This window comes from Cupriavidus pauculus, from assembly GCF_022179805.1.
Classification (GTDB): domain Bacteria; phylum Pseudomonadota; class Gammaproteobacteria; order Burkholderiales; family Burkholderiaceae; genus Cupriavidus; species Cupriavidus pauculus_E.
In genome coordinates this window covers 422,706-445,928 of the sequence record NZ_BPUO01000004.1, presented here as the reverse complement: position 1 = coordinate 445,928, position 23,223 = coordinate 422,706, and the positions used below count along the sequence as shown (strand labels likewise).

Annotated in this window: 19 protein-coding genes; 7 read left to right on the top strand and 12 right to left on the bottom strand. The window is 67.4% G+C overall.

The features are described from left to right. Window positions 1-5: 5 nt before the first annotated feature. From MFF62_RS10695 to MFF62_RS10680, 4 genes are all read right to left on the bottom strand, one after another. On the bottom strand, window positions 6-776 hold the full coding sequence (locus tag MFF62_RS10695) for an SDR family oxidoreductase (RefSeq protein ID WP_238262920.1): 771 nt from the start codon (window positions 774-776) through the stop codon (window positions 6-8). After that, window positions 769-1,824, bottom strand: coding sequence for an aromatic ring-hydroxylating dioxygenase subunit alpha (locus MFF62_RS10690; protein WP_238262919.1), 1,056 nt, complete (start codon window positions 1,822-1,824; stop codon window positions 769-771). The genes MFF62_RS10695 and MFF62_RS10690 overlap by 8 nt, the downstream gene beginning before the upstream one ends. 34 nt (window positions 1,825-1,858) lie before the next feature. Further along, window positions 1,859-2,164: a recombinase-like helix-turn-helix domain-containing protein gene (locus MFF62_RS10685; RefSeq protein ID WP_404990726.1), complete on the bottom strand. Its 306-nt coding sequence runs from the start codon at window positions 2,162-2,164 to the stop codon at window positions 1,859-1,861. Between the two features lie 233 nt (window positions 2,165-2,397). Continuing rightward, window positions 2,398-3,279 (bottom strand): alpha/beta fold hydrolase, encoded by an 882-nt coding sequence (locus MFF62_RS10680; RefSeq protein ID WP_238262915.1) that lies wholly within the window; start codon window positions 3,277-3,279, stop codon window positions 2,398-2,400. A 493-nt stretch (window positions 3,280-3,772) separates the two neighbouring features. Here MFF62_RS10680 and MFF62_RS10675 point away from each other — a divergent pair, with 493 nt between their 5' ends. The 3 genes from MFF62_RS10675 to MFF62_RS10665 all read left to right on the top strand — a co-directional run bounded on the left by MFF62_RS10675 (window position 3,773) and on the right by MFF62_RS10665 (window position 6,469). Then, window positions 3,773-4,870, top strand: coding sequence for a porin (locus MFF62_RS10675; RefSeq protein WP_238262913.1), 1,098 nt, complete (start codon window positions 3,773-3,775; stop codon window positions 4,868-4,870). A gap of 13 nt (window positions 4,871-4,883) precedes the next feature. After that, entirely contained in the window at window positions 4,884-5,885 is a 1,002-nt protein-coding gene (locus tag MFF62_RS10670) for a Bug family tripartite tricarboxylate transporter substrate binding protein (protein WP_238262912.1), read from the top strand. Between the two features lie 227 nt (window positions 5,886-6,112). Continuing rightward, window positions 6,113-6,469, top strand: a complete 357-nt coding sequence (locus MFF62_RS10665; RefSeq protein ID WP_238262910.1) for an ElaB/YgaM/YqjD family protein — start codon at window positions 6,113-6,115, stop codon at window positions 6,467-6,469. A gap of 12 nt (window positions 6,470-6,481) precedes the next feature. Here the strand turns inward: MFF62_RS10665 and MFF62_RS10660 are convergent, their stop codons facing one another. Continuing rightward, window positions 6,482-7,414: a LysR substrate-binding domain-containing protein gene (locus MFF62_RS10660; RefSeq protein WP_238262908.1), complete on the bottom strand. Its 933-nt coding sequence runs from the start codon at window positions 7,412-7,414 to the stop codon at window positions 6,482-6,484. 112 nt (window positions 7,415-7,526) lie between these two features. On the opposite strand from MFF62_RS10660, the gene MFF62_RS10655 reads away from it, so the two are divergent. Continuing rightward, window positions 7,527-8,792: an MFS transporter gene (locus tag MFF62_RS10655; RefSeq protein WP_238262906.1), complete on the top strand. Its 1,266-nt coding sequence runs from the start codon at window positions 7,527-7,529 to the stop codon at window positions 8,790-8,792. Between the two features lie 14 nt (window positions 8,793-8,806). On the opposite strand, the gene MFF62_RS10650 is transcribed toward MFF62_RS10655, so the two are convergent. The 7 genes from MFF62_RS10650 to MFF62_RS10620 form a co-directional block, all read right to left on the bottom strand. Next, a complete protein-coding gene (locus MFF62_RS10650) occupies window positions 8,807-9,754 on the bottom strand; it encodes an ATP-binding protein (RefSeq protein WP_238262904.1) in 948 nt (315 codons plus the stop codon). After that, a complete protein-coding gene (locus MFF62_RS10645; protein ID WP_238262902.1) occupies window positions 9,755-10,480 on the bottom strand; it encodes a sensor histidine kinase in 726 nt (241 codons plus the stop codon). Window positions 10,481-10,703: 223 nt separating this feature from the next. Then, window positions 10,704-13,826 carry an efflux RND transporter permease subunit gene (locus MFF62_RS10640; protein ID WP_238262901.1) on the bottom strand — a complete coding sequence of 1,041 codons (3,123 nt, stop codon included), beginning with the start codon at window positions 13,824-13,826 and terminating at the stop codon, window positions 10,704-10,706. A gap of 13 nt (window positions 13,827-13,839) precedes the next feature. Further along, window positions 13,840-15,039: an efflux RND transporter periplasmic adaptor subunit gene (locus MFF62_RS10635; protein ID WP_238262899.1), complete on the bottom strand. Its 1,200-nt coding sequence runs from the start codon at window positions 15,037-15,039 to the stop codon at window positions 13,840-13,842. Beyond that, the gene (locus MFF62_RS10630) at window positions 15,023-16,387 is read right to left on the bottom strand and encodes a TolC family protein (RefSeq protein WP_238262897.1); all 1,365 of its coding nucleotides are present in this window, start codon (window positions 16,385-16,387) and stop codon (window positions 15,023-15,025) included. Before MFF62_RS10630 ends, MFF62_RS10635 begins: the two co-directional genes overlap by 17 nt. Window positions 16,388-16,675: 288 nt before the next feature. After that, window positions 16,676-17,515 (bottom strand): HpcH/HpaI aldolase/citrate lyase family protein, encoded by an 840-nt coding sequence (locus tag MFF62_RS10625; protein WP_238262895.1) that lies wholly within the window; start codon window positions 17,513-17,515, stop codon window positions 16,676-16,678. Between the two features lie 10 nt (window positions 17,516-17,525). After that, window positions 17,526-18,698, bottom strand: a complete 1,173-nt coding sequence (locus MFF62_RS10620) for a CaiB/BaiF CoA transferase family protein (RefSeq protein WP_238262893.1) — start codon at window positions 18,696-18,698, stop codon at window positions 17,526-17,528. 256 nt (window positions 18,699-18,954) lie between these two features. Here MFF62_RS10620 and MFF62_RS10615 point away from each other — a divergent pair, with 256 nt between their 5' ends. Genes MFF62_RS10615 through MFF62_RS10605 form a run of 3 tightly spaced genes read left to right on the top strand, consistent with a single transcriptional unit; the run spans window position 18,955 to window position 23,176 of the window. Further along, window positions 18,955-20,607 carry an MFS transporter gene (locus tag MFF62_RS10615; RefSeq protein WP_238262890.1) on the top strand — a complete coding sequence of 551 codons (1,653 nt, stop codon included), beginning with the start codon at window positions 18,955-18,957 and terminating at the stop codon, window positions 20,605-20,607. Further along, window positions 20,604-21,752 (top strand): HlyD family secretion protein, encoded by a 1,149-nt coding sequence (locus tag MFF62_RS10610; protein WP_238262888.1) that lies wholly within the window; start codon window positions 20,604-20,606, stop codon window positions 21,750-21,752. The genes MFF62_RS10615 and MFF62_RS10610 overlap by 4 nt, the downstream gene beginning before the upstream one ends. Then, window positions 21,749-23,176, top strand: a complete 1,428-nt coding sequence (locus MFF62_RS10605; protein ID WP_238262886.1) for an efflux transporter outer membrane subunit — start codon at window positions 21,749-21,751, stop codon at window positions 23,174-23,176. The genes MFF62_RS10610 and MFF62_RS10605 overlap by 4 nt, the downstream gene beginning before the upstream one ends. Window positions 23,177-23,223: the final 47 nt, after the last annotated feature.

The window sequence follows — 23,223 nt, the reverse complement described above, 5'->3', positions numbered from 1 at the left end:
ATTGCTCATTGCATGACGAAGCCGCCGTTGACCGCCAGCGTCTGGCCGGTCACGAAACGGGCAAGGTCGGACAGCGCGAACAGCACGGCGCCGCAGACGTCATCGGGAACCTGCTCGCGCTGGATGGCGCGCTGGTTGCGGTACAGGTCGTGCCGGTGCTGCGGCACGTATTCGGTGGCTTCCACCAGCGTCAGGCCCGGTGCCACAGCGTTGACCGTGACATTGGCCTCGCCCAGTTCGCGGGCCAGCGAGCGGGTCATGCCAATGATGGCGCTCTTGCTGGCCACGTAGGCCAGCAGGTTCGGCGCGCCCCACAGCGGCGTGTCCGATGCCAGGTTGATCACCGCGCCCCGGCCGCTGGCACGCAGCGCGGGCGTGCAGGCGGCCGTCATCAGCCAGGTGCCGCGCACGTTGACGTTCATCACGCGGTCCCACGTGTCGATGTCCAGCTCGGTCAGTCCACGCCCGCCGGAATCAGTCACCGCGCCGTTGTTGACCAGGCCGTCCAGCCCGCCGAGCGCTTCGGCCGCGGCGTTGGCGCAGGCCCGCACCGAAGCGGGATCGTTCAGGTCGAGCTGCAGCGGCACCACGTTGAAGCCGCGCGCCTTCAATGTGGCGGCCGATTCGTTGACGCGGTCGGCCAGGATGTCGGCCATGGCCACGCTGGCGCCGGCTTCGGCGATGGCTGTGGCAAAGGCCAGGCCCAGGCCGCGCGCGGCACCGGTCACCAGCACCTTGCGGCCGGCCAGCAGGTTGGCGTACGTGACGTCAGGCATGGCTGTGCGCTCCGGTCACCGGTTGCAGCATGGCCACCGGTTCGTCGGCCACTTCGGCATCGGCACGTCGCTTCAGCAGACGGCGCACGCGCGTGATGCCGGCATCGTGCGCGTACAGCATCTCGCGATCGCGCGCGTTCGGCGCCATCGACTCCAGCACCACGCGGTCCTGCTCCAGCACGTCCCAGTGCAGGCCCTCCAGGCGGTTGCGATACAGGAAGCGCCACACGTCGCGCTCCCAGCCCTGCACGTGGCGGGTGCGCCAGAAAAACACCTGGCAGTGATCCTCGTCCACCGGCGTGGCGATACCGACGATGCCGAACGGGCCGCCGGGGCCCACCCTGTCGCGGTACGGAATCGACAGGCGCAGCCACAGCGTGCCGGTCTCACCGAATTCCACCCAGTCGAAGTTCACGCCACGCTGGCCGGTCTTCTCGAAGACCAGGCCGTGCTCGGTCTCCACCACCTGCATCGTGGCCGACTTCTCGCCGCTGGCCATCGAGTGCGACACCGCATGCAGGTAGGCACCGTGCATCGGGTCCATCACGTTGTCGATGGCGTAGCGGTAGTTGCAGTCCCAGTGCGCCACGCACAGGAAGTTGGTGTGTTCGTCGCTGACCAGTTCCTCCGGCAGGTGCAGCGCGTCGGCCCCGGTGGGCGCGCGGTCGCCGAACCACAGGAAGATGGCGCCGGCCTGTTCTTCCACCGGATAGCTGCGCACGCAGGTGCGGCCTTCGAGCGGGCAGTTCTCCACTGCCGGCACGCTCTTGACCTGGCCGTCGCCGCCCACTTCCACGCCGTGGTACCAGCACGCCACGCGGTCGCCAAGGTTCCAGCCCATCGACAGCCGCGCGCCACGGTGCGGGCAGCGGTCTTCCAGCGCGTTGAGGCGGCCGGCCTTGTCGCGCCAGACCACGATGTCCTGACCCAGGCGCGTGATGCCGATGGGCGCATGCGTGACCTGCCACGACGCAGCCACCGGGTACCAGTAGTTACGCAGGCCGGTGTTGAGGCGCGCTTCGGCGCGTGCTTGCTTGTTTGATTCCATGTCTGTGTTCTCGCTTGTCTTCTCGGCCGGCGGCTCAGGCGCCCAGGCGGCGCATCTCGGCGAGGAAGCCTTCCTCGGTCCACGACTGGCCGTCGGCGGCCAGCAAGCCCGCGCGGTTGAAGGCGCGCACGATGTCTTCCGGAGACTTGGCACCGCCTTCGAAGGCGGCTTCCAGCGCATCGCCCAGCGCGTTCTCGTAGGCGGTGGGCGCGGCGGCGCGCGTCTGCCAGACGATGTTGGGCACGTGGCCGGGCTTCTCGATGTGACCCTTGCCGGCAACGTTGTTGGGCGCGGAACGCTCCCAGGGAACCAGGTTCGGGTTGTAAGCGAGGCTTTCCATTGCGCTTTGCTCCATGGCTTGCTGTGTGGGGACGGCTGGCTCAATCCGCTGCTCGCTTTCGTCAGGTTTTGCGCTTTCTGCGTTTTACCTATGAAACACGAGTTTAAATATTGAACACAGGTACGACTATAGACAACGACGGTTTAAAGATTGATCGGGGTTAACCCGCGCCGGAGAGGGGGCGCTGGCCGATATCCGGCCAGCGCAGACGCGGTAGTGACTTCAGGTGCTGCTCAGCTGCCAGAGACGGTGGCGCGAATCAAACGCGCCACCGCTTGCGGTTGCTCGATGTAGCAGGCGTGGCCGGCATCGGCGATGTCATGGAACGGCAGGTCGAAGCGTTGCGCCAGCGCTGCCGATGCGGTGGGCGTGGTCACCACGTCCGCAGCACCGCAGCCCACGTCCACCGGGCGCGTGCGTGCCTGCAGATAGGGGCCGATGTCGTCGCCACACAGCAAACCCACGGCCTGGCGATAGCCGTCGGGGTTCAGCCGCTGCATGTTCCATTGCACCCAGGCGCGGGCATCGGGCGTCGCGGCCGCACTGAGCAGCCGCGTCGGGCCGCGCTGCGCGAGCCCGTCGACGCCAAGCGATTCCAGCGATTCGATCCGCTGCCGCGCCACGTCGCGCGACTTTTCTTCCTTGCCTGGCGCGCCGTAGCCCAGCGCCGGGCTCAGCAACAGGAAGCGGTCCGGCTGCGCGTCGGGCGCGGCGTGCGCGGCGTAGGCCGACGCCATCAACGCCCCGAGCGAATGGCCGACGATCAGGTCCGGCCGCACCCGCAGCGCCGCCAGCAGTGCTTCGAGCCGCAGCGCGTAGTCGCGCGCGGCAGGCGCCGGCATGGGCAATGGCGACGACTGGCCGTAGCCCGGCGCATCCCAAGCAATCACGCGCGCCTGCGCCGCCAGCAGGCTCGCGCAAGGCAGCCACGATGCCGCGCCCGAACTGATGCCATGCAGCAGCACGATGACCGGCCCGCGCGATCCGCCGACGCGGCAGGCCGTGCGCGTGCCGTCGCTGCCGGTCATCACCACGCGCTCGGCGAAATGGCTGTCCAGCGCGGCCAGCAAACCCGCGCCGGGGTCGAGTGGCTGATGCGACGCAATGTGTTCCATATATGAAATAACCGTTCGCAAATAAAACCTCTCGACTATAGGCGCAGTCCTTCAGGGCGTGGGATCAGGGTAAACAAGTAGAAAAATTGCTGGCAGCTGCGCGGTCTCGAAGCCGGTGCATGGCCCCCGGCACACGGCCCCGCGATGGGGCAATCGCCTGTCCGCCGCGAGATCCGCCTCGGCGTTCGCCCGGACGTCGTTTGTCGATTCACCCGACACGCCGCGCCGCGCCAAGCCGGTGCGCCGCGCACCACGCCCGCCGTGCGCCTTCCCCCTCGACGGAGTGGTGCCGGGCGCGCTCGCCACTGTCACCGCCCGACCGCACTAGGGTTGCTCCCTATCTACGCCGTTCGATGTCGTGCCTATATTTCGCTCAAACGTTTCCTATGTAGTTCATTGTTTTACTAATGAAACACAAACAAAACGGCAGCCCCCATACCGTTGCCGCCGGAAACGTCCACGGAGCCCACAAGACTAGAGAAGGAAACGGTAGATGAAGATCGCAAAATACGCGGCGGGCCTGCTCGCAGCCGCGCCCCTGCTGGCCACTGCCCAGTCGTCCGTCACCATGTATGGCGTGGTGGACACTGGCGTGGAATTCGTAAACAAGGTTGGCGCGGCCGGCAATAGCGTGGTGCGCATGAACACGCTGACCGGCACCGTACCGTCGCGCTGGGGTCTGCGCGGCACCGAGGACCTGGGCGGCGGCCTGAAGAGCATCTTCGTGCTGGAGTCCGGCTTCGCGCCCGATTCCGGCACCGCCAACCAGGGTGGCCGCCTGTTCGGACGCCAGGCGCTGGTGGGCCTGCAGTCGAACCAATGGGGCCAGGTCTCGTTCGGCCGCCAGTACACGATGCTGTTCTGGGCCATCCTCGATCCGGACATCCTGGGCCCCAACGCCTTCGGCTCCGGCTCGCTCGACAGCTACATCCCGAACACGCGCGCCGACAACGCCATCGCCTACAAGGGCAGCTTCGGCGGCCTGCAACTGGGCGCGACGTACAGCTTTGGCCGCGACGTGGCCAATGCCGGCCCCAGCCCGTCGGGCACCAACTGCGCCGGCGAGAATCCGGCCAACAAGAGTCAGTGCCGCGAATGGTCTGCCATGGTCGGCTGGGATACGAAGACCTGGGGTGTCTATGCCGCGTACGATTCGCAGCGCGGCGGCCCGGGCGCGTTTGCCGGCCTGACCAACAGCAGCCTGCGCGACGACCGCGCGTCGCTGGCGGGCTACGTGCTGCTGAACCGCACCAAGATCGGCGCCGGCGTGATCCGCCGCGAGAACCAGGCCAGCACCACGCCGCTCTCCGAGCTGTACTACATCGGCGCCGCCTACGACATCACGCCCGCGTTCACGCTGTCCGGCCAGGTCTACTACCTGAACTACCAGAACAGCGACAACAAATCGATGCTCTATTCGGTGCGCGGCATGTACAACTTCAGCAAGCGCACCGCGGTGTATGCCACGGCCGGCTATATCAACAACGACGGCAACCTGACGTTCTCGGTCAGCGGCGCGCAGGCGGGTGCCAACACCAAGCCGGGCGGCCAGCAGCTGGGCGCCATGGTCGGCATCAAGCACATCTTCTAAGGGGCGCCACACCATGAATTCGAACCTTGTCCGCCGCCTGGTACTGGGCGCGCTTGGCGCCGCCATCGGCACCGCCGCCCTGCTGTCCACCGCCCCGTCGATGGCCCAGGGCGGCTATCCCAACAAGCCGATCACCATCGTGGTGGCCTACCCGGCCGGCGGCGACACCGACGTGCTGGCACGCCTGATGGCCGAAAAGCTGGCTGCCCGCCTGAAGCAATCGGTCGTGGTCGAAAACCGCACGGGCGCCGCCGGCACCATCGGCAGCGCCTACGTGGCCCGCGCGGCGGCCGACGGCTACACGCTGCTGCTGGCGCCGAACACGGTATCGATCGCGCCGCTGGTGCTGAAGTCCGGCACCGGTGCCAGCTATGACGTGGTGAACGACCTGACGCCGATTGCCGAACTGGGCACGCAGTCGCTGTTCGTGGTCGTGAACAAGAACAGCGGCATCGCCAAGATGAGCGACCTCGTGGCACGCGCCAAGGCCGGCAAGCTGGAGACCTACGCCACGCCGGGCAACGGTTCGCCGATGCACATCATGGGCGAGCTGTTCAACAAGTCGGCCAACGTGAAGATCTCGCAGGTGCCGTACCGTGGCACCGCCCCGGCCATCGTCGACGTGCTGGGCGGCCAGGTGCCGATGACCTACGTCACCTACGGCGCCGTGGCGCAGTATGTGGGCAATGGCACGCTGCTGCCGCTGGCCGTGGCCGACCTCAAGCGCTCGCCGTTCGCGCCGAACGTGCCGACGCTGGCGGAACTGGGCTACAAGGACGTGGAGATCGGCGCATGGCAGGCGTTGCTGGGGCCGAAGAACTTGCCGCCGGAAATCGTGCGCCTGCTCAACGGCCATGTGAACGAGATCCTGAAGCAGCCCGATGTGGTGGCGCGCATGGCCACGATTGCCGTCACGCCCGTGGGCGGCGAGCCGGCCGTGCTGCAGAAGCTGATTGCCGCCGACTATGCGCGCTACGGCAAGCTGGTGAAGGAGTTCGGCATCCAGGCCGACTGACCTGACCGTCCCGAAAAGAGGGTAGTACTTGTGGCCTGGCGCGAAGCCGGGCCTTTTTTATTGGTGCGACGCAGCGGGAGTAAATTACAAACGCAGGTAAGTTGCGGCCGCTGCGGGCCGGCGTGGCGCGGCGTGGCCGGCCTTTGGACGTTCTGTCGCCACTGGTACGAAACCTGCGCAGCAAGATGTCCCGATCCCGATCTTCGATTGCCCACCCAGGAGACGCCATGGACCCGCTCGATCCCAACAACATCAATCCGCCGACGCCCCAGCAGAAGCTGCAGGCCGATACCCGCCAGCTGGCGCAGGATCTGGACGACCTGCTCACCCAGTTGCCGAACCTGACCGGCGAGGCCATCCAGTCGGCCAAGCAGAAATTTCTGAACAAGGCGTCACAAGGCTCGGACAAGCTGGCAGCGATCAAGGCACAAGTGACCGATGGCGTGTCGCGTGGCCAGGAATGCGTGACCGAGTACACCCATCGCGAACCGATCAAGGCACTTGGCATGGCGCTGGGCGTGGGCGTGCTGCTGGGCGCATTGCTGTGCCGGCCGTCACGCCATGGCGGCCATTACGACGATTGAAAGTGGGCCGGGTCAGGCCGCCATCGCTTCCTGATCCGGCCTGCCGCGCAGCGACGCCAGCAGGATGTCGGCCAGACGCTCCACCTCGGGCGGCATCGTGGCGGACGCCCGCACCATCGCCAGCGACATCGACGGCAGCGCCGGCAAACCGGTTTCGTCGGCCGACAGCGCACGCACATTGGCCGGCAGCCCGTAGCGCGAGCGCACCGTCAGGCCCAGCCCGGCGGCCGCCGCTGCCCACAATCCGCCCAGATTCGGGCTGGAAAACGTGATGCGCCACGGAATGCCTGCGTCATCGAGTGCAGCCGTCGCGGCCGCATGGAACTGGCAAGGCCGGTCGAAAGCCACCAGCGGCAGCGGCTCGCCGTCCGCCGGTTGCCACGGCAGCGACGCCGGGCCCACCCAGCTCATCGGCACGTCGTCGATGCGCGTCGCGTGGCGGCGCCCCATCGCATAGCCCGCAACGCCGTCGGACATGGCCGGGTGCATATCGGCCCACACCAGTGCCAGGTCGCAGCGTCCGGTATCGATCCGCTCCAGCAGGTCGGCATTGCGCGACACCACCGCTTCGATACGTACCTTGGGATGCGCGCGTGCAAACCGGCCCAGCACCTCGGGCAGCAAACCCTCGCCAAATTCTTCCTGCAGGCCCAGCCGGATACCGCCCGACAGGTCCACGCCACGTACCGCCGTCACCGCCTCGTCGTTCAGTTCCACCAGCCGCCGCGCGTAGCCAAGCATCGCCTCGCCCGCCGCCGTCAGCGCCAGGCCGCGCCCCGACTTGCGGAACAGCGGCGTGCCGGCCTGCTCTTCGAGCCGCTTGATCTGCGCGCTGATCGCCGACGTGGATCGGCCCACGCGATCAGCCGCCCGGGCAAAGCTGCCCAGTTCCATGCCGGCCACCAGCGTGCGCAGCGCGGCCAGATCGAGATTGGTTCGGGACATCGCAACCATCCTGTTTTATCGAACGAATCGAACGTTATTTTCTGATTTTCAGGATGAATTCTCGGTGACAGACTGGAACACGTCAAATCGCCTCTCGGATCACGTGTCACTTATGTCCCTGCACGCTCTGCAAGTTTCCCTGTCGCACCCGCCCCGCCTGGCACCATCCCACCGCTGGAAAGTCCTGGGCGTGGGCGTGGCCGCCAACGCCAGCGTCATCGCCGCCATCAGCGGCCTGCCCACCACCGCGGTCTGGATGCGCACCGGCTACCAGCTGGACACCGCGCAAGTCGGTCTGGCCGTCGGCGCGCTCGGGCTCGGTACGGCCTTGTCCGAATTACCGTGGGGCCTCGCCGCCGACCGCTGGGGCGACCGGCCCGTGCTGCTGGGCGGCCTGGCCGCCACCTGCCTGGCGCTGCTGGGCATGGCGCTCTGGTTAGCGCCCACTTCCGGCCATGTCCCGGACCTGGCCTGGCTGGTTGTGGCGATGACGGTGGTCGGCCTGGTCGGCGGCAGCGTCAATGGCGCCAGCGGACGCGCCGTCATGCGCTGGTTCCACGAAGGTGAGCGCGGACTTGCCATGAGCATCCGCCAGACCGCCGTGCCGATGGGTGGCGGCATTGGCGCGTTGACGCTGCCGTGGCTGGCTTCGACCTTTGGTTTTGGGTGGGCCTATGGCTGGGTCGCCGTGCTGTGCGGTGTCTCGGCCCTGCTGACCTGGCACTGGCTGCATGAACCGCCGGACGGGCACGCCACGGCGGCCACGTCGGTCCGGCACCCGAATCCGCTGGGGCGGGCAGAGATCTGGCGCATCGTCATGGCCATCGGGCTGCTGTGCGTGCCGCAGTTCGCGGTGCTGACGTTCGCGTCGATCTTCCTGCACGACTACGCCCATGCGGGGCTGGCCACCATCACGGCCACGCTGGTGGCGATCCAGGCCGGCGCGATGGTCATGCGTGTCTGGAGCGGCCGCTGGACCGATCGCCATGGCAACCGCCGCCACTACCTGCGCGGCTGCACGCTGGTCACGGTGGCGGCATTCCTGGTGCTGGCGGCCTGCGTCCACGGCAGTGCGTCCAGCGCGACACTGATGACGCTACTGCCCGTGGCGCTGGGGCTGGCCGGTATCGCGGTGTCCGCCTGGCATGGGGTGGGATACACAGAGCTGGCGGCGATGGCCGGCGCCGACCGCGCGGGTACCGCGCTTGGCATGGCCAACACCGTGGTGTTCTTCGGCTTCTTCCTGACGCCGCTTTGCCTGCCGCATTGGCTGGCACTCACATCGTGGCCAGTGGTCTGGGCCACGACGGCCGGGGTGGCGCTATGCGTCTGGCCGCTGTTTCCGCGTCCGGCGGAACGCGGCGACAAGACAAGCTAGTCGCCGGCCTGGTCTTACCTGGCCGCCAGCCCTTGCCGACGCGCCAACGCCTGCCGCACCTTGCGCGCGAGTGCTTCCCGCGAGTAGGGCTTCGGCAGCAGATCGCCCCCCGCATCGAGCCCGGCGCCCTGCGTATAGACGGACGTAAGCAGCACGGCGATCTCGGGCTGCAGCTTGCGGGCCATGAGCGCCAGTTCGTTCGCGCGCACCGGACCCGGCATCACCACATCGGTAAACAACAGGTCGATCCGCAGGCCGCTTTCGAGCACCGCCAGCGCGCTGCCCGGGCCGCTGCTGCGCAGCACGGAATAGCCGAGTCCGCGCAGCAGTTCCACCACGGTGTCCTGTACTTGCGATTCGTCCTCCACCACCAGCACGGTCTCGGTCCCGCCACCCGCCGGTTCGTCGTCAGGCTGCGCGCGGATCGCCTGCGCGGCGTCGAACGACCGGGGCAGGTACATCGTTGCGGTGGTGCCGATGCCCGGTTCGCTCTGCAGCAGCAAATGGCCACCCGATTGCTTGACGAATCCGAACGCCGTGGAAAGGCCCAGCCCGGTGCCCTTGCCATCCGGCTTCGTGGTGAAGAACGGCTCGAACGCCTGCGCCATGACATCGGCGGACATGCCCGCGCCGGTATCGCGCACCGAAATCGCCACGAAGTCGCCGTCCAGCTGCGTCTCCTGGCCCTGTGCCGACATGGCATCGAGCCGCACGTTGCCCACCTCGATGTCGAGCCGGCCGCCGCCCGCCATGGCATCGCGCGCATTGAGGCAGAGGTTCAGCACCACGTTTTCCAGCTGCGCCGTGTCGACCAGCACATTCCAAGACCGCTCCGGCCAGTGCATCCGCAGCACGCAACTGCCGCCGAGCGTCACCCGGATCATGTCTTCCATGCCCGCGACGAGTTCACTGACATTGCAGACGCTGGGGTCCAGCGTCTGCTTGCGGCTGAACGCCAGCAACTACCCGGCCAGCCTGGCGCCGCGCTCCACGCCGGCGCGGGCGCTCAGCAGCCGCTGCTGCGCGGCGGCGTCCGCGCCCATCCGCAATTCCAGGATCTGCAGATTGCCGGAAATCACCTGCAACAGGTTGTTGAAGTCATGGGCGACACCGCCCGCCAGGCGGCCGATCGGCTCCAGCTTCCTGGCTTCCTGGAGCGCATGCTCGGCCTGCTGGCGCGCATCGGTCTGCTGCACCACCTCGTATTCGAGGATTGACGCGCGCGCCTCCAGCCGGCGCCCCGCCGCCACGGCTTCGGTCGACTCGAACACGGTGTCCAGCATGCCGATCACGGCGCCGTTCTCATCGTGAAGCGGGCTGTAGCTGAACGTGAAGAACGCCTGCGCTGGCTGGCCGTCGCGGTTGGTCGTCAGCGGAAAATCCTTGATGAACACCGTCTCGCCGGCCAGCGCGCCGCGCGCGAGCGGCCCGATGTGCTCCCAGGCCTCGGCCCATACCTGCTGGAAGGACTGCCCCAGCGCGGGGTGCTTCTTCGCCAGGATCGGGACGAAGGCATCGTTGTAGACCATCGTCAGCGCGTCGCCAAAACAGGCGCAGGCCGGAAACGGCGACGACAGCAGATTGTTGATGGCCACGCGCACACCGGCTGGCCATGCCGCCATCGGCCCCAGCGACGTGTGGGCCCAGTCGTGGTGGCGCACGCGATCCGCCATGTCGCCGGTCGACACGATGCTCGGGAAGATGGACCTCAGGAGGGACGATTGCGGCGGCACAGGAATCCTGGAATCGGGGAGAAAACCTGCCTCCCGCCTTTTGCTGGAGCCCATATGCTACAGCGCGTTGCTGCGCCGGGCCGGATATCCGGTCGGACATGCGGCCGGTGCCAATGAAAAAAGCCGGGGCGCCCGTCAAGGCGCCCCGGCTTTTCACTACCTCGGCAATTCAGCCGGCTCAGTTGGCCATCGAATCGTTGAGGCGGTTTTCGTTTTCCGGCTGGCCTTCCTCGTCAGGCCAGTTGCGGCCCACCATCCATTCGTACAGCGTGGGCAGCACGATCAGCGTCAGCATGGTGGCCGTGATCAGGCCGCCGATGATGACGATGGCCAGCGGGCGCTGCGTTTCCGACCCGATGGCGCGCGAGATGGCCATCGGGAACAGGCCCAGCATGGCCAGCATCGCGGTCATCAGCACAGTGCGCAGACGGTCCATCGAGCCGGTCAGCACGGCCTGCCGCACGGGCATGCCTTCCTGGCGCAGCTGGTTGAAGTAGGTCACCATCACCACGCCGTTCAGCACGGCCTGGCCGAACAGCGCGATAAAGCCGATGGCGGCCGACACCGACAGCGGAATGCCGGTCAGGAACAGCGCGAACACGCCGCCGATCAGTGCGAACGGAATGTTCGAGATGATCAGCGCGGCGCTCTTGAACGACTGGAACGCATTGAACAGCAGCAGGAAGATCATCAGCACCGACAGCGGCACCACGATCGACAGCCGCGCCATGGCGCGTTCCTGGTTCTCGAATTCACCGGACCAGCCAATCTTGACGTCCTCGGCGTTGACGTTCTTCTTCACCAGCGCCTGCATGTCCTTCACCACGCTACCCATGTCGCGGTCGTGGATGAAGATACCGATCGACGTGGTGCGCTGGCCGTTCTCGCGGCTGATGTTCATCGCGCCGGACGCGGCCCGGAACGTCACCAGTTGCGACAGCGGCACCTGGGCACCGTCGGCGGTCTGCATGAAGATGTTCGGCAGGTTCGGCAGTTCGCGCTCACCCGGCTTCAGGCGCACCACCACGCTGAAGTGCCGCTCGCCTTCCCACAGTTCCGTGGCGGCCTTGCCGGCCAGCGCGCTTTCCATCAGGTCCTGCACGTCGGCCACGTTGATGCCGTAGCGGGCTGCCTGGGCGCGGTCGAATTCCAGCACGTACTGCGGCAGTTCGCCGTCGCGGTCGATGAACGCGCGCATCACGCCCTTGACCGACTGCACGTTGGCCAGGATCTGGTCGGCCACGTGCTTGTTGTGCTCCAGGCTGTCGCTCTGCACCTTGATCACGATCTGGCCCTTGATCTGCGAGATGCTCTCAAGGATGTTGTCGCGCACCGGCTGCGAGAAATTGGGTTCGATGCCCGGCAACTGGCGCAGGTTGCGGTTGATCTCGTCGATGATCTTGCGCTTGTCGTAACCCGCGCGCCACTGCTTGTCGCCCTTCAGGTCGACCAGGATTTCCACGGTATTGATCAGCTTCGGATCGGTACCGTCGTCCGGGCGGCCCACCTTCGAGATCGTGCTGTTCACTTCGGGCGTCTTGCGAATCACGGTGCGCAGAATGCGCGCCTGGTCGCGGGCCTCGTCCAGCGACACCGAAGCCGGCAAGTCGAAGCTGACCCACATCGAGCCTTCGTCCAGTTCGGGCAGGAATTCGCTGCCCAGGAACTTGCCGACCCCCACGGTGGCCACCAGCAGCGCCAGCGCCACGCCCACCACCTTCTTCTTGTTGTCCAGCGCCCACGACAGCATCGGTTCGTAGATGCGCTTGCAGTGGCGCACCACGAAATTGTCTTCGTGCGCGATGTTCTTCTTGAGCAGCAGGTGGCACAGCAGCGGCACAACGGTCAGCGACAGGATCAGCGACCCGATCAGCGCGCCGGTCACCGTGTAGGCCATCGGCGCGAAGATCTTGCCCTCGTGGCGCTGCAGCGTGAAGATCGGAATGTGCGCCGCGATGATGATGATCATCGAGAACACCGTAGGACGGCCCACCTCGGTGGTGGCCTGCAGGATGGCGTGCAGCCGTGCCTTGCTGTCCTTGATCTGGTGTTCCTTCAGCTCGCCCAGCCGCTTGAAGATGTTCTCGACGACGATCACCGCGCCGTCGACGATGATCCCGAAGTCCATCGCGCCCAGCGACAGCAGGTTGGCCGGAATGCCCACCCAGGTCAGGCCGATGAACGTCGACAGCAGCGACAGCGGAATCACCAGCGCCACGATGGCGGCGGCGCGCACGTTGGCCAGGAACAGGTACAGCACCGCCATCACCAGCAGCGCGCCTTCTACCAGGTTGCCGAACACCGTGTGCAGCGTCTTGTCGATCAGCGTGGAGCGGTCGTAGTACGGCACGATCTTCACGCCCTTGGGCAGGATCTGCGTGTCCAGCAGTTCGATCTTCTGCTTCAGCGCCTCCAGCACCACCGACGGATTCTCGCCCTTGCGCATCACCACGATGCCCGAGACGATGTCGTCTTCGTTGTCCTGGCCCATCAGGCCCTGCGGCGGGGCCAGGCCGATCTTGACCTCGGCGATGTCCTTGACCAGGATCGGCGTGCCATTGTTCTCGGCTACCACCACGTTGGCGATGTCCGCCGACGAGCGGAAGCTGCCCAGCGAGCGCAGCAGGTACTGCTGCCGGCCATGAGCCACCGCACCGCCGCCGGCATTGGAGTTGCCGCGCTGCAGCGCCGTGAACAGTTGCGACAGCGAGATCTTGGCGTCACGCATGCGGCCCAGGTTCGGGTTCACCTCGTACTGCTTGATCGAACCGCCGATGGTGACCAGGTCGGCCACGCCCGGCACCTGGCGCAGGTTCTTTTCCACCACCCAGTCCTGCAGCGTGCGCAGCTCCTGCGGCGTGTAGCCCTTGCCGGTCAGCCGGAAGCGGAAGATCTCGCCGATGGCGGTGGACAGCGGCGCCAGCTCCGGCTGCACGCCGTCGGGCAGGTCAACGCTGCGCAGGCGCTCGATGATCTGCTGGCGCGCGGTGACGTCGGTGGCCTTGTCATTGAAGGTCACCATCATGAACGACAGGCCGAACTGCGTGTGCGAGAACACGCGCACCGAATTCGGCGTGCCGGCCAGTGCGGTCTCGATCGGAATCGTGACCTGGCGTTCCACTTCCTCGGCGGCACGGCCCGGGTACAACGTGATCACGTTGACCTGGATGTCCGACACGTCCGGGAATGCCTCGATCGGCAGGTTCTTGAAGGCGGCCAGGCCGCCTGCGATGAAGATGATCAGGCCCAGCCAGACGAACAGCTTCTGGTGCAGCGCAAAATGAACGATACGTGAAATCATCTGGCCGCCGTCCTCATTGCTTGGCGGTTGCGCGCGCGGCGTTCACCGCGGTGGCATCGCGCAGGATGTCCTGCAGGTAGAGGTTGCCGTCGGTCACCACCACCTCGTCGGCCTTCAAACCCGAGACCACCTCGGTCACGCCCGGCAGCGCCACGCCGGTCTTCACCTCGCGGCGTTCGAACACGAACGGCGCGGCGGACGTGCGGATGAACACGTAGTTCTTGTTGTCGGCCAGGAACACGGCCTTCGACGGCACCGCGATGCCCTGGAACGACGCCGCCTGGAGCTTGGCCGTGACGTACATCTCCGCCTTCAGGCGCCGGTCGGCGTTGGGCACCGACAGGCGCACCTTGACGCTGCGCGAGGCCGGATCGACGTAGTCCGCGATCTTGACCACGGTGCCCGTGAACGTTTCGCCGGGGTAGGCGGCGCTGGACAGCTGCACGGTGACGCCGGGCTTGAACAGGCCCAGGTCTGCCTCGGCGGCGTCGAGCTGTGCCCACAGCGTGGACGGGTCGGTAATCAGGAACAGCGGCGAGTTGGGCTGCTGGTCGGGGCGGACTTCCATGCCCGGATTGATATTGCGCTCCACCACCAGGCCCTCGATCGGGCTGCGCAGCGCAAAGCGCTGGTTCACGGCATCGCCGCCGCCCGCGCCGTACATCCGCAACGCGGCTTGCGTGCGCGCCTGGTCGGCGGCCGCGCGGGCGTTGTCGGCCTGGGCCTGTTCCAGGTCCTTCTGGGCAATCACGCCTGCCTGGTACAGCTCGCGCTGGCGCGCCAGCGACTTGGCCGCCACGGCGCTGTCGGCGGCGGACTTGCGCGCATCGGCCTGCGCCACGCCGAAGTCCGGCGAGGTCAGCATGGCCAGCGGCTGGCCGGCCTTCACCGTGGTGCCGGGCTGCACCAGGATTTCCATGACGCGGCCCGCGAACGGCGTGGCCACGCGCACGGTCTTGTCCTCGTTCCAGACCAGGCGGCCCGGCATGCTCAGCATGCGGTCGCCGCCACTGCGAACGGCCTGTCCGACCACACCCGGCAGCACCTTGACGCCGGCGGGGTAGGTAATGGTCTGGCCGGCGATCTTGGGATCGTCATCGTTTTCGGGGACTTCCTTCTTGCCACAGGCGGCCAGTGCCAACGCGCACAGCGACACCACGGCGGCCACGCGCAGGCGGCCGGAGAGAGACGGGAATTTATGGGCGCGACGCATCAGTACGAACCTGGGGAAGCTTGTTGATATCGGATTGGGTGGATTGCAGCGCGGTCAGGTAAGCCGCCAGCGCCTTGGCATAGTTGCCCTGCGCTTCCACGGCATCGACGCGGGTCTGGCGCAGCGCGCGGCGCGCGTCGAGCAGATCCAGCACGCCACTGGCACCCTTCGAATAGGCGAATTCGGCACTATTGGCCACGCTCTCGGCGGCCGGCAGTACCGATTCCTTCATCTGCTGCAGCGATGCCCGCGCGGCGTCCAGCTGCGCGCGCAGCCGGCCAATGTCGTTCTGGGCTTCGAGCAGGATGCGGTTGCGGTCGTCCAGCGCCGCGTAATAGTCCACCTCGGCACGGCGCGCTTCGCCACCGTAGCTGTGCCGCACGAACAGCGGGATCGACACGAATGCGCCGTAGCTGTTGCCGCTGCCCGTGGTGTTGCTCTCGGAGATCGGATAATGCTCGTACTGCACCCCGACGGTCACGTCGGGCACGCGGCCGGCGCGGGCCAGGTCGCGCTGCGATGACGCGGCGGCCAGGCGGGCCTCGGCGGCCGTCACGTCGGGACGGCGCTGCAGCACATCGGGGTCCACCCGCGGCACCTGCGCGTCGAGCGCCGGCCAGTCCGCCACCAGGCGGTTGTCCATCAGCGTGCCGGGCACGCCCATGGCGGCAGCCAGCGCTGCCTTGTCGTTGGTGTGGTCGGCAATGGCCGCGCGCAGGTCGCTCTGGGCGCGCAGCGTTTCCAGTTGCAGCTTGGTCACGTCGGCGCGCGACACATCGCCAGCCTTGAGCCGGGTTTCATTGGCCTGCTGGGTGCGGGCGGAAAGCCCGACCATTTCGGTCAGCACTTCCACGCGCGTCTGGCTGACCACGGCCTCGTACCATGCCTGGTCCACCGCGCCCAGCTGCCGGGCCACTACGGCCTGGGTCTGTTCGCCGGCGGCGACGCTGGCCTTGCGGGCCACCTCGGTGCGCAGGCCGCCCTTGTTGGCGGTTTCGATGACCTGGTCCACACGGACGGTCGAATCGACGGTCTTGCTGCGCAGGTTGCCCGAGCCCACGCCCAGGTGCGGGTTGATATTGGCCACGCCCAGGCTCAGCACCGGGTTGGGCCGCTGGGAGGCAATCTGGATGTCGGCCTGGCTGGCTTCTTCGCTGCGGCGCGCGCTGATGATGTCGCGATTGCAGCGCAGCGCGTCAAGCCGGGCCTGGGCCAAGGTCAGGGCCGCCTTGGCAGGCGGTGGAATGCAGGGGCCGTCTGGCGGCATCGGCTCGCTGGCGGCGTGACCAGCGCTGGCCACCAGGGCAAGCAGCGCTGCCGCGGCGGCACGGGAAACAGGAAAATGCACGATCAGTCTGGCTCAATTCAGCATGCGGTCTGCAGTAAACGACCGTGCCAGCCGAATGGTGCACCGGGTAAGTGACTTTTATCGTTCTGTTTTACCCGGATGCCCGCATAGTTTCCCCAAATCGGGACTGCGCACGATCTCCCACGCGCATTTCATCGCAACCTTATTACAAACGGCTTTCATCTTGCCGGTATATCTCAATATTTGTGCCGAACCCACCGGTCAGGGAAAACACCGATTGGCGCTGTCCCCCATATAAAAACCGCTGCGCGCGCTCTTAATAAAGCATTAATAAACGGCGGCCGCCACAATACGTTGCGCGCGTTCCAGTACCGGACGATCGACCATTTTCCCGTCCACCGCGATGGCGGCTCCCTGTGCGGCGGCGGCCTGCTCCACCACGCGCCGGGCCCAGAGCGTTTCGGCCTCGGTCGGCGCCAGCGCGGCGTGCACGCCGGCCACCTGGTTGGGATGGATCAGCAACTTGGCGCCAAACCCGAAACGACGGCCCCGCAAGGTGTCGGCGGCCAGCGCCTCGGCGTCGCCGATGGCCGTGCAGACGCCATCCACCGGCGCCGGCAGGCCGGCGGCGCGTGAATGCAACACCAGCTGGCTGCGGAAGTGGTGCAGCGGCAGGTCGTCGTCGCCAACATCGAGGTCGAACATCAGGTCGATGCTGCCGAACATCAGGCGGATCACGCCCGGCGCCCGCGCCACCTCGCGTAGATCGGCAAAGCCCGTGGCAGTTTCCAGCAGCGCATGGCATGGCAGGTCGGGCAGCACGGCACGCATGGCCGACAGCGACGCCCGATCGGCCTTCGGCAGAACGACCGACCGCACGCCATAGGTCCGGCAAAACACCAGATCGTCGGCAAACCAGGCCGTATCGGCGCCGTTCACGCGCACAAGCAACACCACGCCGGCGGCGTCGGCCTGATCCTGCAGCGTGCGCCAGGGTGCGGCCAGCGCCGCGCGTGCCTCGCTTTTGGCGTCGGGGGCAACCGCGTCCTCAAGGTCGACGATCACGGCATCGGCGCCGGCGGCAATGGCCTTGCCAATGCGCTCGGGGCGCGATGCCGGGACGAACAGGTAGCTGCGCGGCGCGCGTGCGGGGGTGGTTGCAGTCATGCCGCCCTCCTCAGACCACGCCATCGGCATGCAGGCTGGCGATCCGCTCGGCGTTGCAGCCCACCTCGGCCAGGATGGCGTCAGTGTGCTGGCCGACTGCCGGCACCGGGTCCATGCGTGCATCGGTCAGGCCCGGCGGCAACAGCGCCGGCACCGGGCCGGCGGCCGTGTCCACCTGGCGCCAGCGGCCACGCGCCTGCAACTGCGGGTGAGCCCAGACGTCGGCCATGGTGTTGACGCTGGCGTTGGCGATGTTCGCTTCTTCCAGGCGCGCCACCACTTCGGCGGAGGTCAGCCGCCCGAACGACTCGACGATACGTGCCCGCAACTGCGCACGGTTGGCGCTGCGCAGCGTGTTGGTGGCAAACGCCGCTTGCGTGGCCAGCTCGGGTTCCTGCAGCACCACGCGGCAGAACACGGCCCATTCGCGCTCGTTCTGCAGCCCCAGCATGACGGTCTTGCCGTCGCCGGTCGGGAACGGCCCATAGGGGTAGATCGTGGCGTGGGCGGCACCGGCACGCGGCGGCGGCGCGGCGCCGTCGAACGCGTAGTACATCGGAAAGCTCATCCACTCGACCATCGATTCCAGCATCGACACGTCGATGTGCTTGCCGCGCCCGGTCTGGCCCCGCTCGATCAGTGCCGACAGCACGTTGCTGTAGGCATACATGCCCGCCGCGATGTCGGCCACCGAGGCGCCGGCCTTGACGCCCTCGTCGGCCGTGCCGGTCACCGACACGAAACCCGACTCGCTCTGCACCAGCAGGTCGTACGCCTTCTTGTCGCGGTACGGGCCATCGCCGCCGTAACCGGAGATATCGCAGACGATCAGGCGCGGATAGCGCCGGGACAGCGTTTCATAGTCCAGCCCCAGCCGCGCGGAAGCGCCCGGCGCCAGGTTCTGCACCAGCACGTCGGTCTTTTCCAGCAACGCCTCCAGCACGGGCGCGGCGTCCGGTGCCTTCACATCCAGGGTCAGGCTTTCCTTCGAACGATTGGTCCAGACGAAATGGGACGACAACCCGCGCACGCGGCCGTCATAGGCGCGGGCGAAATCGCCGGGGCCCGGCCGTTCGATCTTGATCACCCGCGCGCCCAGGTCGGCCAGCTGGCGAGTGCAGAACGGCGCGGCAATGGCCTGTTCGAGCGAAAGTACGGTAATGCCTTCAAGCGGTCTGGACATGGCAGTGTCGGGGGCGAAATGTGCGCAAGGCGCGATGCCGCCAATCTACCCGTCCCCCACGCTCCTGTGAAATTGCCATTGCGGAAGGCACCCTAAGGGGAATCAATAGTCCGTCCGCCTGGCCTCCGTCCGCGCTGGCCGCTGCACACCATTGCCCCAAGTCGCCCTTCCGGCGCGCCTTGACATACGACGCCGACCGCACGCATCATCGCCGTCAGCGTCGGGCTGTTCACAACTTCGTCCAAGCCAGCCAGTCATGGCAACTGCCAGTTGCGAGTTCAAGCCGCACGAACGGCCGTCGATGCCGGGCTCGCCCGCCACGCCCGACCATCCCACGCCGCGGCGCGTGGGGTATTTCTGCGTAGGCGTGCTGATTGGCCTGACCGGCGGCTTCGGCAACGCGCTCGTGGTGGCCAACCTCAACAACATCCAGGGGGTGTTCGGCCTGTACAGCGACGAGGCCGCGTGGTTGTCCACGGTCTACGTGATGACCAATGTCTGCATGTCGATGCTGGTGATCAAGTTTCGCCAGCAATACGGGCTGCAACGCTTCACCAAGGTCTTCCTGCTCTCCTACGCGCTGATCACCGGCGCGCACCTGCTGACCCACACCTTCGGCACCGCGCTGCTGGCGCGCGCCGCCAACGGCATCGCGGCCAGCGGCATGTCCACGCTGGCGCTCTACTACATCATCCAGGCACTGCCAGCCAAACACCGGATGCGCGCCGTGGTGATTGGCTTCGGCGTGCCGCAACTGGCCACGCCGCTGGCCCGCACGTTCTCCACGGGCATGCTCGAAGCCGGCAACTGGCAGACGCTCTACCAGTTCGAGTTTGGCCTGTCGTTGCTGTCGCTGGTGGCCGTGGGCCTGCTGCCGTTGCCACCCAGCGAACGCATCAAGGCATTCGAGCCACTCGATTTCGTGACGTTCGCGCTGTTCGCGCCGGGCATGGCGCTACTCTGCGCCGTGCTGGGCCAGGGGCGCATCCTGTGGTGGACCGAGGCGGCATGGCTGGGCTACGCTTTGTGCGGCGCGGTGATCCTGATCGCGGCCGCGCTGTGGATCGAGCACAACCGCGTGAATCCGCTGCTCAACACGCGCTGGCTCGGCAGCACGGCCATCATCCGCTTTGCCGTGGTGGCCACGTCGGTGCGCATCCTGCTGTCCGAACAGCCGTACGGCGCCGTGGGCCTGCTCACGGCGCTGGGCATGGGCAACGACCAGCTGATCTCGCTCTACATCGTCGTGTCGCTGGCCACGGTGGCTGGCATTGCCGCCAGCGCGCTGACGCTCAATCCGCAGAACCTGGGCAGGCCGATCCGCATCTCGCTGGTGCTGATCGCGATTGGCGCCTTCATCGACGCGGGCGCCACCAACCTGACGCGGCCGCAGAACATGTATTTCACACAGTCGCTGATCGCCTTTGCCGCCGTGTTCTTCCTGGGGCCGACGCTGCTGATCGGCATGGGCAGCGCACTGCAGCGCGGCATGAGCCACTTCGTCAGCTTCTCCGCGCTGTTCAGCATCACGCAGTCGCTGGGCGGGCTGGCGGGCTCGGCGCTGCTGGGCACCTTCCAGACCTGGCGCGAGAAAATCCATTCGCACGCACTGGTGCAGGGCATCAGTCTTTCCGATCCGCTCGACGCGGCGCGCCTGCAGTTGCTGGGCAACGTTTACAGCCGCGTGCTGGGCGACTCATTGCTGCGCCAGACCGAGGGCGCCATGGCGCTGGCGCAGCAGATCACGCGCGAGGCCAACGTGCTGGCGTTCAACGACGTGTTCCTGCTGATCGGCGTGCTGTCGACCCTCACGTTCGTCTGGTTGCTGGCGCTCTATCTGAACAGGGTGGTGCCGGGCCATGTGCCGGACCGCAAATCCACCGCGTCGTCCAAGGAGACAGGCACTTGACCGATTCGCCCGAGCGCCACGCCCCACCGCCGGGCAAACCGGAACGGCTGGAAGATCCGGTCGAGGTGGAGACCGCGCCCAAGGGCTGGGCACCACCGCGCGGATCGTGGCGCCTGACCGCGCTGATCGTGCTGGTGGCGCTGGCCAGCGTGATGATCATCCTCTATGCATGGGGCCTGCCGCCGTTCTCGCCGACGATCCAGAGCACCGACAACGCCTATGTGCGCGGCCAGACCACGTTCATCAGTCCGCAGGTCAGCGGCTATGTCACCGAAGTGCCCGTGCATGACTTCGACCTGGTCACGGCGGGACAGGTGCTACTGCGCATCGACGACCGGATCTACCGGCAACGCGTGGAACAGGCACGCGCATCGCTGGACACGCAGGTGGCCAACCTTGCCAACGCGGACCAGACCCAGCGCGCCCGCGAAGCCACCGTGACATCGCAACGGGCCAATGCCGACAACGCCCGCGCCCAGCTACTGCGCGCACAGGCCGACATGAAGCGCGTGGACGAACTGGTTGCCGATGGTTCGGTCTCGCTGCGCGAGCGCGACCAGACACGCGCCGCGTTGCGCCAGGCCGAGGCCGGTGTCGAGCAGTCGCGTGCCGCCGTGGAAATCGCGCGCCAGGACGTGCAGGCCATCATCGTCGGCCGCGACGGCCTGAAGGCCGCCGTGGAACAGGCGCGCGCCGCGCTGCAACTGGCCGCCATCGACCTATCGAACACCGTCGTGAGCGCCCCGCAGGACGGGCGGCTGAGCCAGATCGGCGCGCGGCTGGGACAGTACGTGACATCGGGCACGCAGCTGATGTTCCTGGTGCCGCCGCAACGCTGGGTCATCGCCAACTACAAGGAAGCCCAGACGGCCCACATGGCACCGGGGCAGAAGGCCACGTTCCGCGTGGACGCGCTGGACAACGCACGCCTGACCGGCCGCGTGGAACGGCTGTCACCGGCCGCCGGATCGGAATTCGCGGTCATCGTCGCCGACAACGCCACGGGCAACTTCGTCAAGGTGGCGCAGCGCATCTCGGTGCGCATCACGATCGACCCCGACCAGCCACTGGCGGACCGCCTGCGCCCCGGCATGTCGGTGCAGGCGGAAGTCGACACCGGCAGCAACCGCCCGGCCAGCCGATGAACCAAACACGCCATCCCGCCCTGCTGCTCGCCTGCGTGTTGCTTGCGGGCTGCATGGGACCGCGACCTCCGGCGCCGGAACCCGTTGTGCCGCCGCTGGCCTGGCGCGTGGACCCCGGCCCGACGGTGGCCATCGAGCGCGACTGGTGGCAGGCGTATGGCGATCCGGCGCTGACCGCGCTCGTCACCCAGGCGCTGGCGCAGAACGACGACATCGCCATTGCCGTGACGCGCGTGCGCCAGGCCGATGCCCAGTCGCGCATTGCCCGCGCCGCGCTGTTTCCGACGCTCGATTTCGAGGCCGGCGGCACGCGGGCGCGGGCAATCAACGCGTTCGGCGTGCCGCGCGCGGCCAGCACCGGGCAACTGACGCTCGATGCCGCATACGAAGTGGACCTGTTCGGGCGCATCAGCGATACGGTGGGCGCCGCGCGCAGCAGCCTGCTGGCCAGCGAAGCGGCGCGCGACACCACCATCCTGTCCGTGTCGGCAGCGGCCGCGCGCGGGTACATCACGCTGCGCGCGCTCGACGCGCAACTGGAAGTGGTGCGGCAAACGCTGGCATCGCGCGCCGATGCGCTGCGCCTGGCGCGCGGTCGCGCGCAGGCGGGCTATACCTCCCAGCTCGAATACGAACAGGCACGCGCCGAATACGAATCGACCGCCCAAGCCGTGCCACAGTCCGAGCTAGCCGTCACGCGCCAGGAAAACGCGCTGGCCGTACTGACCGGCGCCACCGACGCTTCGGCCATCGCGCGTGGGATACCGCTGCAGGCGTTACAGCAACCGGCGGTGCCCGATGGTCTGCCGTCCGACCTGCTGCGCCGGCGCCCCGACATCGCCCAGGCCGAATACACGCTGGCCGCCACCGACGCCAGCCTGTCCGCCGCACGCAAGGCGTACCTGCCACGCATTCCGCTGACCGCCTCGGGCGGCCTGGTGTATGCCACCGGGCTGGCCAATCCGCTGCGTATCTGGACACTCGGCGGCAGCGTGCTCGCACCGCTGTTCGAGGGTGGACGTATCGTGGCCGGCGCCGATGCCGCCGCCGCGCAACGCGACGAGGCCGCCTACGCCTACCGCCGCGTGGCGCTGACCGCATTCCGCGAGGTCAACGACAATCTCGCCGCCGTGCAGAAGCTCGGCGAACAGGAAGCGCGCCTGCGCGAACAGCGCGACGCGCTGGCCGCTGCGCTACGGCACGCCACCAACCGGTATCGCGCCGGCTACTCGCCCTACCTGGAGCAGCTCGACGCCCAGCGCCAGCTATTCAGCGCGGAACTGAACCTGATCCAGGCGCACGCGGATCGCCTCAACGCCAGCGTGGCGCTGTACCAGGCCATGGGCGGCGGCTGGCGGGCGGCGCCGGACACCGTGGCCGGAGCGGGCGGCTTCCCGGCCGTTGCCCGCGTACGCGGGGAATGACACCCTGTCCTCGAATTCCCCAATGTCTGGTCCATGTCCGCGTATCA